The 12,913-nt window shown below is 55.6% G+C and carries 14 protein-coding genes; 3 read left to right on the forward strand and 11 right to left on the reverse strand.

The features are described from left to right. Positions 1–12: 12 nt before the first annotated feature. From Q0835_RS11695 to Q0835_RS11710, 4 genes are all read right to left on the reverse strand, one after another. A complete protein-coding gene (locus Q0835_RS11695) occupies positions 13–1,023 on the reverse strand; it encodes a zinc-binding alcohol dehydrogenase family protein (protein ID WP_298961304.1) in 1,011 nt (336 codons plus the stop codon). Beyond that, complete coding sequence (locus tag Q0835_RS11700; protein ID WP_298813133.1) at positions 1,020–1,811, reverse strand: ATP-binding cassette domain-containing protein; 792 nt, start codon at positions 1,809–1,811, stop codon at positions 1,020–1,022. Before Q0835_RS11700 ends, Q0835_RS11695 begins: the two co-directional genes overlap by 4 nt. A gap of 69 nt (positions 1,812–1,880) precedes the next feature. Next, complete coding sequence (locus tag Q0835_RS11705) at positions 1,881–2,822, reverse strand: ABC transporter substrate-binding protein (RefSeq protein WP_298961307.1); 942 nt, start codon at positions 2,820–2,822, stop codon at positions 1,881–1,883. 45 nt (positions 2,823–2,867) lie between these two features. Continuing rightward, positions 2,868–3,890, reverse strand: coding sequence for an ABC transporter permease (locus Q0835_RS11710; RefSeq protein ID WP_298813129.1), 1,023 nt, complete (start codon positions 3,888–3,890; stop codon positions 2,868–2,870). Between the two features lie 138 nt (positions 3,891–4,028). On the opposite strand from Q0835_RS11710, the gene Q0835_RS11715 reads away from it, so the two are divergent. Next, entirely contained in the window at positions 4,029–4,931 is a 903-nt protein-coding gene (locus tag Q0835_RS11715; RefSeq protein ID WP_298961310.1) for a GntR family transcriptional regulator, read from the forward strand. An 11-nt stretch (positions 4,932–4,942) separates the two neighbouring features. On the opposite strand, the gene Q0835_RS11720 is transcribed toward Q0835_RS11715, so the two are convergent. Beyond that, positions 4,943–5,905, reverse strand: coding sequence for an aldo/keto reductase (locus Q0835_RS11720; protein ID WP_298961313.1), 963 nt, complete (start codon positions 5,903–5,905; stop codon positions 4,943–4,945). Beyond that, entirely contained in the window at positions 5,895–7,025 is a 1,131-nt protein-coding gene (locus Q0835_RS11725; RefSeq protein WP_298961316.1) for a mannitol dehydrogenase family protein, read from the reverse strand. Before Q0835_RS11725 ends, Q0835_RS11720 begins: the two co-directional genes overlap by 11 nt. Positions 7,026–7,116: 91 nt before the next feature. Here Q0835_RS11725 and Q0835_RS11730 point away from each other — a divergent pair, with 91 nt between their 5' ends. Together Q0835_RS11730 and Q0835_RS11735 are read left to right on the forward strand one after the other, a co-directional pair. Continuing rightward, a complete protein-coding gene (locus tag Q0835_RS11730) occupies positions 7,117–7,971 on the forward strand; it encodes an amidohydrolase family protein (protein ID WP_298961319.1) in 855 nt (284 codons plus the stop codon). 20 nt (positions 7,972–7,991) lie between these two features. After that, positions 7,992–8,321, forward strand: a complete 330-nt coding sequence (locus Q0835_RS11735) for an L-rhamnose mutarotase (RefSeq protein WP_298813119.1) — start codon at positions 7,992–7,994, stop codon at positions 8,319–8,321. Between the two features lie 54 nt (positions 8,322–8,375). Here the strand turns inward: Q0835_RS11735 and Q0835_RS11740 are convergent, their stop codons facing one another. Genes Q0835_RS11740 through Q0835_RS11760 form a run of 5 tightly spaced genes read right to left on the reverse strand, consistent with a single transcriptional unit; the run spans position 8,376 to position 12,863 of the window. Continuing rightward, entirely contained in the window at positions 8,376–9,128 is a 753-nt protein-coding gene (locus tag Q0835_RS11740; protein WP_298961322.1) for an SDR family NAD(P)-dependent oxidoreductase, read from the reverse strand. Positions 9,129–9,152: 24 nt separating this feature from the next. After that, positions 9,153–9,917 carry an SDR family oxidoreductase gene (locus Q0835_RS11745; RefSeq protein ID WP_298813115.1) on the reverse strand — a complete coding sequence of 255 codons (765 nt, stop codon included), beginning with the start codon at positions 9,915–9,917 and terminating at the stop codon, positions 9,153–9,155. A 3-nt stretch (positions 9,918–9,920) separates the two neighbouring features. After that, complete coding sequence (gene ugpC / locus Q0835_RS11750; RefSeq protein ID WP_298961325.1) at positions 9,921–11,030, reverse strand: sn-glycerol-3-phosphate ABC transporter ATP-binding protein UgpC; 1,110 nt, start codon at positions 11,028–11,030, stop codon at positions 9,921–9,923. Continuing rightward, the gene (locus Q0835_RS11755; RefSeq protein ID WP_298813111.1) at positions 11,030–11,929 is read right to left on the reverse strand and encodes a carbohydrate ABC transporter permease; all 900 of its coding nucleotides are present in this window, start codon (positions 11,927–11,929) and stop codon (positions 11,030–11,032) included. The genes ugpC and Q0835_RS11755 overlap by 1 nt, the downstream gene beginning before the upstream one ends. After that, positions 11,922–12,863 (reverse strand): sugar ABC transporter permease, encoded by a 942-nt coding sequence (locus Q0835_RS11760; RefSeq protein ID WP_298961328.1) that lies wholly within the window; start codon positions 12,861–12,863, stop codon positions 11,922–11,924. The genes Q0835_RS11755 and Q0835_RS11760 overlap by 8 nt, the downstream gene beginning before the upstream one ends. Positions 12,864–12,913 lie beyond the last annotated feature (50 nt).

Consider the following 12,913-nt stretch of genomic DNA (forward strand, 5'->3'; position numbering starts at 1 on the left):
CTTGGACCTTTCTTAAGGGGTCACCAGCACCTTGACGAGGTGTTCCCGGTCTTCAACGAGTTTCGGGAACTCTTCCGGCAATTCGCTCAGGCCGAGCTTTCGCGACGCCAGCGCGTCCGTCGGGATCTTGCCGCTGCGCATGGCGTCCATGACGCGGTCAAAGTCCGACTTGAGGGCATTGCGCGACCCGATGATGCGCGCTTCGCGTTTATGAAACTCGGCGTCATTGAAAGTGATGTCGTCTTTCACGACGCTGACCAGGACGGCGCTGCCGCCGTGCGCGAGCAAGGGAAACCCGTTTTCGATTGCCCTGGCATTTCCGGTTGCATCGAAGACGGCATCGAAGCCGTCCGCAATCTCGCCTTCCAGCACCGTATCACCGGCAACGTGGACCGCGTTGAAGCCGAACAGCTTGCTTGCAAGGTCGAGACGTGCACGGCTCAGATCCATGAGATGAACATCAGCACCGGCTAGGCGTGCGAACAGCGCTGTTCCGATGCCGATGGGGCCGGCACCTGTGACCAGCACAAGGTCCCCACCGGATATCCCGGATCGGGCGACCGCATGGGCGCCGATGGCCAGAAACTCGACCATTGCAGCCTGTTCAGCCGTCAGGCCGTCGGCTGAATAAAGGTTTTGCCTGGGCACGGCAAGGCGCGAACACATGCCGCCGTCGCGATGGACACCCAGAACTTCAATGTTGCTGCAGCAATTCGGCTTGCCGCGCCCACAAGCCCGGCACTTGCCGCACGAAACATAAGGATTGACCACGACGAGTTTGCCGGCTTCAGGTCCTTCGGCGATATAGCCGGACAATTCGTGGCCAATGACACGCGGATAGTTCAGATAAGGATGTTTGCCTTCAAAAATGTGATAATCGGTCCCGCAAATTCCGATTGCGGCAATATCGATCAGAACCCAGTCTTCCGGTGCACTGACCGGCATGGGCCTTGTTTCCAGCGCCATCTTTCCAGGTTCGACGCACACCAGGCAATTCATGACGTCTGTTCTTGTGTCCATCATGCCTGAGGCTCCAGGTTGCGAGCGGACCAGTCGGCCGGAAGTTCGCCCTTGATAATCAGGCTGAGCACATCGTCCTTTGTCACCTGATCGATGTGGTGCGCACCGACAACGCGGCCCTTGTTCATCACCACGACGCGGTCGCAGAGTTCAAAAACGTCGTGCATGTCATGACTGACCAGCAAGATGCCGATGCCTTCGGTACGAAGTTGCTTGATCAGTTCGCCGACCATTGCCGTCTCCGATGGACCGAGGGCCGCTGTCGGTTCGTCCATGATCAGAATTTTCGCTTCAAAATAGATCGCCCGTGCGATCGCAATTACCTGACGCTGTCCACCGGACAGACTTGCGACCGGGTCGTTGAGGTTCTTGAAATTTGGATTGAGGCGTCTCAGAACGCGCTCGGATTCCGACATCATCCTTGCATCATCCAGATCGCCGAACCGGTTCGTCAGCTCACGTCCGAGGAACAGATTTGCAGGAGCGTTCAGATGATCGGCAAGGGCGAGTGTCTGATAGATGGTTTCAATGCCAAACTCGCGCGCATCGTGCGGATTTTGAATATGGGCCGAGTGCCCATTGACTTTGATCGTGCCTTCATTGGGCATCATTGCACCCGACAGGATGCGCATCAGACAGGACTTGCCGGCGCCATTGTGACCAAGCACGCCGACAACCTCGCCCGGATAAAGATCAAGCGACACGTTGTTCACGGCGCGGATGCCGCCAAAGTGCTTTTCAATGTCGATCATCTGAACCAGGGGCGGTCCAGATTGAGTGTGCGGGGTCATGTTGCCGGTCCTAGCAAAAGTCTGGAAATGGGCCGGGCACTCCAGGTCAGGAGCGCCCGGCCAAGTGCGTCAGTAAAGGACGTTCTGAACCTCAGGGCTGTCGATGTTTTCCTTGGTAGCAAGGACAACACCCGTATCGATGAAGCTCGGAACCTCTTCACCGTTCAGCAGCTTGAGAACAGCTTGCACACCGAGCTCACCCATCTGGAATGAGCCCTGGACTGCCGTACCTGCAAGCGTACCGTCCTTGACGAAATCCTGAAGGTCGGCGTTGCCGTCAAAGCCAAGAGCGGTGATGCTGCCGGCCTTACCTGCCTGAACGATTGCGCGGCCCATGCCGATTGCAGTCGGTTCGTTTGCACCGAAGATGCCGACAAGATCGCTATTGGCGGCAAGAACATCGGTCGTCTGGTTCAGGGCAGTCGCCATCTGTGACTGCGAGTAGTAGGGCCCGACAATCTCAATGCTTGAATTCTCGTTGATCTGCTCGATGAAGCAACCGACACGGCCAACTTCAGAGCCGACGCCGGCGACATAGGACATCACTGCGACTTTGCCTTCCTTGCCGACTTCCGAAATCATCTTGTCGGCGACGAGTTGACCTGCCGCGCAGTTGTCTGTCGACAGGAACGCCTGGAAGTAGTCTTTGCCATTTTCGGCCAGGCCACTGTCGATGATCACGACAGGGATCTGAGCTTCAAAGGCTTTCTTGACGGCCGGTACCAGGGCCTCTGGGTCTGATGGGGCAAGTACGATACCTTTGACGCCTCGGTTAACCGCGTTTTCAACGAGGTTGACCTGATCGGCTACAGCAGATTCCGATGCCGGGCCGTTGAAGCTCATCGTGTGTTCTTCGACACCTTCGATGGCCGCTGTTGCGCCCTTGTTGACGTTCTGCCAGAAATTGGAATTGGTTGTCTTCACGATGACGGCGATTTCGCCTGCCTGGGATGCAGCTCCGGACAGTGCCAATGCACTTACCATCATTGCGGTCGTAATCAGCTTCTTCATAAGTTCTCCTCCGTTTGAAGATGCGCTGTTGAGAGACCGGGCATGTCAGCGCCGGTTTCGGATCTGATCGACGTAGACCGCCAGGATGACGATGAAGCCGATCACGATTTGCTGGATGAAGGCGGAGACGCCGGCCATGTTCAGACCATTGCGCAGGACGCCGATAATAAAGGCACCGATCATTGTGCCGGAGATGTTGCCAACCCCGCCCATCAGCGAAGCCCCGCCGATCACGGCAGCGGCAATGGCGTCGAGTTCATACATGACGCCTTCGTTCGGCTGTACCGTGACAAGTCGCGACATCAGAACATTGCCAGCCAACCCGGCGAGTGCACCCGACAAGGTGTAAGCGCAGATCTTGGTTCGATCGACCAGAACACCGGAGAGCCTTGCAGCCTCTTCATTCGAGCCGGTTGCATAGATGTGACGACCTGTTTTGCGGCGCCTCAGCAAATAGGCCGCAGCAACCGCAACAATTGCCAGAAGAATTACAGGGTAGGGGATCCCGGGAAAGACGACCTTCGGAAAGATCCCGCCGGTTTCCTCTACAATCCGGAACAGCGAGCCGTTGCCCAGTGTGCCAAAAGCTTCGCCAAGGCGCGAGATGGGTGCTGCGCCGGTCAGTTGCAGGGCAACGCCGCGGGCAATCAGCATCATGCCAAGGGTGGCCACAAATGGCGTGATCCTCATTTTGGTGATGACAAAGCCGTTGAACGCACCGCAAGCAGCACCGGTCAGAACGCCGAGTGCCATTGATGGGGCAACAGGAATGCCCGCCTTGACGGAAAGTCCCGTGACAACACCAGAAAGTGCGAGAACCGAACCGACACTCAAATCGATACCACCGGTGATAATCACCATCGTCAGGCCGATGCCGAGCAGGCCGATGACCGACGTCTGCAACAAGATCGTCAAACCGTTGTTGACGGTGAAGAAAGCGTCATTGCCGAACGAGAAGGCGAATACGAGCACTGCCAGCGTCAGGAGCGCGGAAAGCTTGTGCAGTGATCCTGCTGAGAATTTGAACGTCCAGGATGCCGGAGCATCGCTTCGGTCAAAATCCGCCATAAAACCTCCCGAGGCGACAAATTGAATTTAATTATTAAATACAATATGCGAGGTGGCGATATTGACGTCAATTGTTTTTTATTAAATCATACGAAATACAGGAATTCCTCTTTGATTCTATCATGTTGGGTTGCGTTCATGGCAAGAACAGACGATCGCTTCAGGAGCGCTTACAATAAACTGCTCGACATTTGTAGCGGTATGGAAGTTGGAGACCAGCTGCCGCCCGAGATCGCGCTTGCCAACCAGATGGAAGTCAGCCGAACCATTGTCAGAAGCGCGTTGCAGAAATTGGATCGCGAGAAAATCGTGCGTTGGGAAGGACGGACGAAAACGCTTATTCGCCAACCTGAAGCCAGCGATCGTCTTGAACCCGTCGATGCGCATATCTCCGCGGAGGAGTTGGAAAAGCGCTTTCTGGAATGGATACTGAGGTTCGACGTACCGGCGGGAACGTCGCTCAATGTGGCGCAGCTGTCGCGTCAGTTCGGCGTACCGGCACACAGCCTTCAGGAGTTTCTTGCGGGCCTCAGCCGGTTTGGACTTGTCGAAAGGCGGGCAAGGGGCGGTTGGACGCTTTCAGGTTTCACGGCTGAATTTGCAATTGAGCTTTCCGATTTCAGAATGCTCTTGGAAATGAATGCCGTTCGCCAGCTGCTCCAATTGCCTAACGATCATGACATCTGGCAAAAACTGGCCGTTTTGAAAGAGCAGCATGAGGCATTGCGGGAAGATCTCGAGGCGAGGTATCACGACTTTTCAATGCTCGACGAAACGTTTCACACCACGGTCAACAGCGTGGTCAAGAACCGCTTCGTTCTTGAAGCGCAGAAGGTCATCTCACTTATTTTCCACTACCACTACATGTGGGACAAGCGGGACGAGCGGGAACGCAATGCGGCTGCCATTGACGAGCATCTGGACTGGATCAACGCGATGATGGACAAGGATCCGGAGCGCTCTGAGGCAGCGGCGGCGAAGCACTTGCGGCGCTCGAAAGAAACACTGTTGTCCTCGCTGCGGGGTCACAAGCATGTCTGAAGTCTCAGTGTTCAGAAGAGGTCATGGCATTCCTGCGGAAGTGTTTCAGACAATGCCGCAAGGTTCCTGTCAAGCGATGAGACGCGTGCCGTTCCAAGCAATACCGATGCGGCTGAAGGATGGTTGCGGGCGTAGTGAAGTGCTGCAGTGGCCAGAGGGACGCCGATAGCATCCGTCTTTGCCTTCAGGTCTCGCACGGCCTGGAGGATTTCTTCGGAAGCAGGTTCATAGTCGAACCAGGCGCCTTCCTTCGGGCCGGTCGCCAGAATGCCGGAATTGAAAATCCCGCCAAGCACAAGGCTCACGGATTTCTGACGGCAGACGTCGATCAGTTTTTCCTCGGCACCCCTGTCGAGAAGCGTCAGACGGCCCGCGAGAAGGATGGCGTCAAGATCCGTATGGTTCAGGAGATCCAGACAGATCTGGGTTTCGTTCACGCCAAGGCCGAATGCCCGGATCTTGCCCTTGTCCTTGAGCTGCTGCAGGCGATCAAGGCCGGTTCCCAACAAGTCGGACATATGTTTTTCATTGTCCTGGCCATGGGTGTAGGTTCCGATATCGTGGATATAGGCGATGTCGAGATGTCTGACCTGCATCAGCTCAAAGCTGTGTTCCAATGAAGCTTCGATGCCATCGCCGGAGTAGTCATAGCGAACGCTGTTCGGCAAAGGTTCGACAAAGCCGTCCGCTTCCTTAAGCGGAGTTCCAGGCGATAGAACGCGGCCGACCTTGGAGGAAATCACATAGTCCTGCGGGTCAAACTGCTGCAGAAAGCGGCCGAGGCGAAGTTCTGCCAACCCGCGGCCATAGTGCGGGGCAGTGTCGAAGTACCGGATGCCGGCTTTCCAGGCATGCCGCAAGACATCTTCTGCCTCCAGATCGGAAACGACACGGCCGATGTTTCCTATGCCCGATGTTCCAAAGGAAAGATCGGTTACTTCGACATCGGTTTTGCCTATCTTGTTAAGCTTCATGAGGGACCGCCATCTCTTGAGTTTGTGCCAGTTTATCAAGCCGTGGCATTTCCAGCGCGGGATCTGCCGTGCGTGCCCAGGCAAGGAAACCGGCGACGCGGCGCAGGGTCTTCTCTTCATGGTTCTGCGCAATATCCGCGAGCCTGTGATCGAGGAAGGGATTTCGAAACCGGTCGAGCGTCGTTGCCACGTAAGCCTCTGCCTCCTGTTCGCGTCCATGTGCCTTGAACCCGGTGACGACTTCCCGCCGATACAGGTCTTCAAGGTCAGCCAAATCTTCCGGGTCGTCCATCATATCGCGCACAAACTGCTTTGGACTGTCCTTCGACATCAGCCAGCGCGATACAAGATAGGTGTGACCAAGGTTTAGAATGAAGAGCTTGAGTGTCTCGACGTCCTCCAGATCCTGAACAACCTTGATGCTCGGGTGCTTGCACGGAAGTTTCAAACCGGGCTGGTCTTCAATTGCCCAAAGCGCATAAGGCTCAGCGACAGCGCCGGCGGGTTCAAGCGGCTCTGAGACTATTCTGTCGACCAGAGAATTCACCCAGAGGATCTCGGTGCCGAGCCAGTCCTGGAATTCGGGAGAATAAAGTGCTGCGATTTCCAGGACGAGGTCCCGAAGCACAAATCCGTTTTGCGGCACGAGTTCGCAGGGCATGACCTGAAGTGGCTTGCCGCCTGATCCGAAACGCTGATGAAGAAACCAGGTCAGTTTTGCAGGGTAGGACATACCAGCTGAAAACTCGGTGCCGGCATCCTGGGGCTGGCGTTTGAAACCTGCATCCGCGGTGTTTGAGATGATGATCTCGGCATCTTCCGAAATTATCCCGGCCACGTCCTGCACATCTGCTGGCAGGCTGTAGGTCTTTCGGATGCTTTTAATCTTCTGTGTAGTGTCCACCAGATTGCCGCCGTCGACGCCCTTGATGAGGACCTCGTAGCCAGCGGGATCCGCCAAAGCCTTGAGGCGATTTGCCCGTGCCGCATCCCCGCTGCTTTGAACGACCGAAATTTTCCCGAGCGCCTCACCCCGGTCCAATGCCTCTGAAACGAACAGATCAACATGCGCCTGCAGGAAGCGGCTCGTACCAAATTGAACAATCGGGGATGTTGACATGAAGCCTCCTGTGTCGTTATTTGTTTTTTATAATTAAGAACACTTGCCCGTCAACATTTTTCAGACTTGGGGGTGGGCAAAGGGAGTGGTCATGGTTGTTGATGCCCATCAGCATTTCTGGAAAATCGCCCGCGGTGACTATTTCTGGATGGACGACAACGTTGCCGCTATCCGGCGCGACATACTGCCTGAAGATCTGATGCCTCATGCCAAGGCTTGCGGCATTCATGCAACGATTGCCGTGCAGGCCGCACCCACAGTTGCAGAAACGGGTTTTCTGCTGGAGCTTGCCGAAGGGAATTCCCTGATCAAGGGAGTTGTCGGCTGGGTCGATCTTGAAAGCGGCCATGCCGCAAAGGAGCTGAAAAGGCTGTCTGCCAATCCGCTTTTCAAAGGCGTGAGGCCAATGCTGCAGGACATTGAAGCTACGGACTGGGTTCTGCAGGCGAGTGTCCTGTCAAACCTTTCAACTGCCGCTGATCTCGGACTGTCCTTTGATGCGCTGATCCAGCCAAGGCACCTGCAGGCAATCGATGGTCTTGCTCGAGCCGTACCTGACCTGAGGGTTGTGATCGACCATTGTGCCAAACCGGTCATCGCAGGTGGTTCAGATGCCGGAGACGTATGGCGCCGCAACATGGCGCATCTGGCCAGTCACGAACAGATCCATTGCAAGGTTTCGGGCCTTGCCAACGAATATGGCGCAGGCTGGTCGGCAAAAACGCTGCAGCCGATTGTCGATCATGTCATTTCAGAATTTGGGGCAGACAGGATCATGTGGGGCAGCGATTGGCCTGTTCTCGAATTGGAAGGTAGCTACGCTGACTGGTTCGATTGCGCACAATCCATGATGCAGCAACTTTCAGACCAGGCGCGCGCAGCAGTATTCGGTGAGACTGCGTCACGGTTTTACAGGATTGATGGTCCTGGACGCGATAATCAATAGGAGCAGAAACGGTGGCTCAAATGCAAAGAATGGGAATGGTGATCGGGATCGATCCGCAAAGTATTCCGGAATACAAACGTCTGCATGCTGCCGTGTGGCCGGGTGTCCTTGAGCGGCTCAGGCGTTCAAATATTACGAACTACTCGATCTTCCTGAAAGAACCGGAAAACCTGATGTTCAGCTATTGGGAGTACACCGGGACGGATTTTGAAGCGGACAGTGCAGCCATTGCCGCCGACGCGGAAACGAGAGACTGGTGGAAAGTCTGCGGACCGATGCAAAGACCGCTTGAAAGCCGGAAGCCAGACGAATGGTGGGCAAGCATGGAAGAGGTCTTTCACCTGGACTGATGCCTGATCAGTCCTTCAATCGCAGACCGATTGTCCCTGCCTGCCTCTATCTGATCAGTATGTTGCACGACCGCCAGAGAGGTCGTAGACAGCGCCGGTCGAATAGGAGCATTCCTCCGATGACAGCCAACTCACGAGGCTGGAAATTTCCTCGACTGTACCCATGCGACCCATCGGTATTTTGGCAAGCATGTAGCTGATCTGTTCTTCGGTTACGTCGGCAAGCATCTCTGTTTCTATGACGGCTGGTGCAACCACATTGACCGTGATGCCTTCGCGGGCCAGCTCCTTGCCCAGACTTTTGGTGAGGGTGATCACCGCACCTTTGGAGACCGAGTAGGCAGATGCGTTCGGATTGCCGTCTTTCCCGGCCATGGATGCAATGTTCACGATACGGCCATAGGCCATATCCCGCATGTGCGGGACGACGGCCTTGCAGGTGTGGAAGATACCGTTGAGGTTCACCTGCATCACCTGGTTCCAGATATCCAACGGGTAATCGGCAAGGGGAGTGTTCACACCGGCAATACCCGCCGAGTTGACCAGAATGTCGATCTGCCCACAGCGTTGTTTTACGCGCTCCGCCGCCGCCTTGACCGTGTCGAAATCTGCAACGTTCACACTGTCGGATTGAACGTCACCAAACTGGCTCAATTTCTGTCGAGCGTCTGACAGGGCAGCTTCATTGAGGTCCCAGAGTGTTACGCTGGCACCTGATTTCAGAAATCGTTCGGCAATGGCAAATCCCATGCCTCTGGCGGCGCCGGTCACAATCGCAACGCGGCCATCAAGATTGTATGTGTTCATTTTAAACTCCTGAAAATCGGGTGATCAGAGCCAACCGCCGTCAAGCGTGAATTCCTGGCCTGTGCACATCTTGCTGTCGTCCGCCGAGAGGAACATCACGAGCGATGCAACATCCTCTTCCGTGATCCTGCCGGCCATTGGTTGGTTCTGTTTGAGAATTTCATCCACATCTTCGCTATAGTGTTCATCCAGTTGGCGAGCGGTGAGCACCATGCCTGGCAACACGGTATTGACGCGGACACCGCTGGTTCCCAGTTCACGGACAAAGGACCGGGTCAGCCCGTGGATGGCAGCCTTGGCCGTGGTGTAGGCGGGCATTCCGCCGTGTTTGGACTTCCAGGCTATCGACCCGAAATTGACAATTGATCCCTGTTTCCTGCGGATCATGTCCGCCGCGACTGATTGGATTGCGAAAAATGCAGGACGAAGATTTACGGCCATTGCCCGATCCCAATCATCGACGGTGACGTTCCTCCAGTCGTGCCTCGTATCGTTGGCAACGTTGTTCACCAGGATGTCCAATGGGGCCGAGGCGTCCCTGTAGGTTGAAATTGCAGTCTGCAATGCGTGGATGTCGCACACATCAACGGCTTGAAACCAGACGGAAGCCCCGGCATCGCACAGGCTCTGGCAGAGCTTGTCGCCAGCGTCGGCTTTGATGTCGACAAACCCGACCTTCGCACCCTGCGCCGCGTAAGCCTTTACAAGCGCAGCACCGATCCCCGTAGCCCCTCCTGTGACAAAGGCGTTCATACCGGTGAGACTCGGATAGTTGGCAAAGGTCGACATCGCTTAGATCCTTGGAATGCGAACTGTTGTTTCCGGATCAAAAAAGCAGACATGTTCTAGATCGAGAAGCAAATTGATCACTTCATCCTCGGCAGGGCGGAAATTGGCAGGCAGAACCGCAACCAGCGACAGATCGGCCACCTGAAACACCAGCATCGTGTCGGGGCCCGTCGGTTCCACCACTTCCACGCGGGCGCTTACCGGAACAAGGGTACCGTCTTGCTTGCTGTCCAAAACGAAGTGCTCCGGCCGTGCGCCGATGGTCACTTTGCCACCGACATAGGGCAGAAGTTCTTCATGTCGCCTACCAAGTGGAATAGCCAACTCCGCACCATTGGATCGATAGACAAGTCGAATATCGTTCTGTCTGCCTTCAACTTCCATATCGATGAAGTTCATGGAGGGCGATCCCATGAAACCAGCGACAAATTTATTGGCAGGCTCCCTGTAAATCGTGTCCGGATCTGCAAATTGCTGCACGACACCGCCATTCATGACCACGATCCTGTCAGACAGTGTCATTGCCTCGATCTGATCATGCGTGACGTAGACAATCGTCTGGCCGAGCCGCTTGTGCAGCTTCTTGATCTCGGTGCGCATTTCCACGCGCAGCTTTGCGTCGAGGTTGGACAAAGGTTCGTCAAAGAGAAACAGTTGCGGATCGCGCACCAGTGCCCGTCCCATCGCAACGCGTTGCCGCTGACCACCGGAAAGTTGCGATGGTTTGCGATCGAGCAGAGGCTCGATCTGAAGTAGCCGGGCGACATCTGCTACGACCTTCTTTTGAGCGTCCTTCGGGACACGCCTGTTTTCCATCCCGAAGGTGATGTTTTGGCGAACAGTCATGGTCGGGTAGAGAGCGTAGGACTGAAACACCATGGCGATGTTCCGGTCCTTCGCCGATAGATCCGTGACGTCTCTTTCGCCCAGGGTCAATGTGCCGTATGAGGTTTCCTCCAGGCCGGCTATGATGGACAACAACGTGGATTTACCGCAGCCGGACGGACCTACAAGCACCACGAACTCGCCGTCCCTGATGTCGAGATTGATGTCCCGGAGCGCCAGAAACTCGCCGTATTTTTTCCAGGTACTGTCGATTGTGAGACGCGCCATTATTTGACTGCTCCCTGCGTAAGGCCGCGAACGAAATATCGCCCGCCGAAGAAGTAGATGAGGAGCGGCGGTATCGCCGCGATCAGGACCGCAGCGGAGCCGAAGCCGTATTCGCTGACACCGGTGTCGTCCGCATTCAATGACATCAGTGCGGCCGTGATCGGCCGGAAGTCAGAGGAGCTGAACGTGACTGCGAAGAGGAATTCGTTCCAGATGAAGGTAAATTGCCAGATGATTGTCACGATGATGATCGGTGGCGACAGGGGCACAACAATTTTCCAGAAGGTTCGGAAAAAGCCGGCACCGTCGATGCGGGCGGCCTTGATCAGGTCGTCTGGAAGATTGACCAGATAGTTCCGGCAGAAGAGGGTTGTGAAGCAGGTTCCCTGAATGATGTGAACCAGCGCCAAACCGGCCAGCGACTTCGACAGCCCGAGCCAGGACAGGGCAATCGCCCAGGGAAGCAGAACCACCTGGGGCGGTAGAAAAACCCCGATTGTAATGGCGACGAAGACAACGCTGGCAAACGGCATTTTCCACTTCGTGAGTGCGAAGCCGTTCACCAGACCGATTGCAGTCGAGATGAGCGTTGCCGGGACAACCATGAGCATCGATGCGATGAAATAGGGCTTCACGCCCGTACAGCTTGCGTTGATACAGGCCGAGCTCCACGCAACGTCCCAGTTTTCGAGCGTAATTCTGGTCGGCCAGCCGATGAAGCTTTCACGCAAGATGTCGGCATTGAAGCGCAGCGAGTTCAAAAGGATCACCGCGAGCGGCATAATAGTGAACAGCCCGACCACGATCAGGATCGAATAGACGGCGACCCGTGTTGCAAACCGGCGTGGATTGAACGGTTTTTTCCGATTGAAATCAGGCAGAGTGTCAGTGTCAGGCATGGCCGCCTCCGTTCCTTTGTTTGCGCAGCACCCAGCCAAGGGCTATCACCGGAAGAAGCACGACGGTCAGGCCGATCAGCAGCCAGACGGCAGCTGCCGCTCCTTGTGCAAGCTCCCCTGCGGCAAACAGGCGGTCATAGACGAATATCGCGGGAAAGGTGGTCGAGATGCCCGGACCGCCATGGGTCAGAGCCAGGACCAGATCAAATGTCTTGATCGCAAATTGCAGGAGAATGATCAGGACTGAAATGATGACCGGCCAGATGGAAGGCAGGATGATCCGGCGGTAGATCTTGAACATGCCCGCGCCGTCGATCCGGCCTGCCTTGACCACATCATGATCAACCCCGCGCAAGGCAGCCAGAACCATCACCATCACAAATCCGGACGCATGCCAGACTGCGGCGATGACCACTGCGTAGAGCGCCGTTTCGCGGCTGGTGATCAGACTGAATTCGAAACTCGTCCAACCAAGGTCATGGAAGAATTTTTCCAGGCCGGTGGACGGGTTCAAGATCCATTGCCAGGTCGTTCCGGTCACAACAAAGGAGATTGCGATTGGATAGAGGAATATGGATCGAAGGAAATTTTCGCCCTTGATGCGCTGGTCCATCAGGACAGCAAGTACGACGCCGACCAAAAGCGACAATGCAATATAGAGCGCGCCGAATATTGCCAGGTTGTTGACACCGGTTGTCCATCGCGGGTTGCGCCATAGTCTTGTGTAGGCGTCAAAACCTGCAAAGTCATACACCGGCAGCAAGGTCGAACTGGACAGCGACAGGTAGATATTCCAACAGACAAAAACGAAAATGTAGATGCCTGTGGTGATAAGGGTCGGGAGCAGAACAAGGGTCGGCACGAGTTGTGCCATACGCGCGGCGCGGCTGACCGAACGTGTTCTGAATTCCGGCATTTGTGCAACAGATTGCATGGCTTGCCTGAGTTGTTTCGTACCGGTGAAAGAGGAAGGAGCCAGCGTCA

Source organism: uncultured Roseibium sp. (assembly GCF_947499295.1).
In the GTDB taxonomy this organism is placed as follows: Bacteria; Pseudomonadota; Alphaproteobacteria; order Rhizobiales; family Stappiaceae; genus Roseibium.

Bases quoted from the DNA above. Each gene is read 5' to 3' on its own strand.
- Q0835_RS11695 (WP_298961304.1), bottom strand. From the start codon at position 1,023: ATGATGGACACAAGAACAGACGTCATGAATTGCCTGGTGTGCGTCGAA.
- Q0835_RS11700 (WP_298813133.1), bottom strand. From the start codon at position 1,811: ATGACCCCGCACACTCAATCTGGACCGCCCCTGGTTCAGATGATCGAC.
- Q0835_RS11705 (WP_298961307.1), bottom strand. From the start codon at position 2,822: ATGAAGAAGCTGATTACGACCGCAATGATGGTAAGTGCATTGGCACTG.
- Q0835_RS11710 (WP_298813129.1), bottom strand. From the start codon at position 3,890: ATGGCGGATTTTGACCGAAGCGATGCTCCGGCATCCTGGACGTTCAAA.
- Q0835_RS11715 (WP_298961310.1), top strand. From the start codon at position 4,029: ATGGCAAGAACAGACGATCGCTTCAGGAGCGCTTACAATAAACTGCTC.
- Q0835_RS11720 (WP_298961313.1), bottom strand. From the start codon at position 5,905: ATGAAGCTTAACAAGATAGGCAAAACCGATGTCGAAGTAACCGATCTT.
- Q0835_RS11725 (WP_298961316.1), bottom strand. From the start codon at position 7,025: ATGTCAACATCCCCGATTGTTCAATTTGGTACGAGCCGCTTCCTGCAG.
- Q0835_RS11730 (WP_298961319.1), top strand. From the start codon at position 7,117: ATGGTTGTTGATGCCCATCAGCATTTCTGGAAAATCGCCCGCGGTGAC.
- Q0835_RS11735 (WP_298813119.1), top strand. From the start codon at position 7,992: ATGCAAAGAATGGGAATGGTGATCGGGATCGATCCGCAAAGTATTCCG.
- Q0835_RS11740 (WP_298961322.1), bottom strand. From the start codon at position 9,128: ATGAACACATACAATCTTGATGGCCGCGTTGCGATTGTGACCGGCGCC.
- Q0835_RS11745 (WP_298813115.1), bottom strand. From the start codon at position 9,917: ATGTCGACCTTTGCCAACTATCCGAGTCTCACCGGTATGAACGCCTTT.
- ugpC (WP_298961325.1), bottom strand. From the start codon at position 11,030: ATGGCGCGTCTCACAATCGACAGTACCTGGAAAAAATACGGCGAGTTT.
- Q0835_RS11755 (WP_298813111.1), bottom strand. From the start codon at position 11,929: ATGCCTGACACTGACACTCTGCCTGATTTCAATCGGAAAAAACCGTTC.
- Q0835_RS11760 (WP_298961328.1), bottom strand. From the start codon at position 12,863: ATGCAATCTGTTGCACAAATGCCGGAATTCAGAACACGTTCGGTCAGC.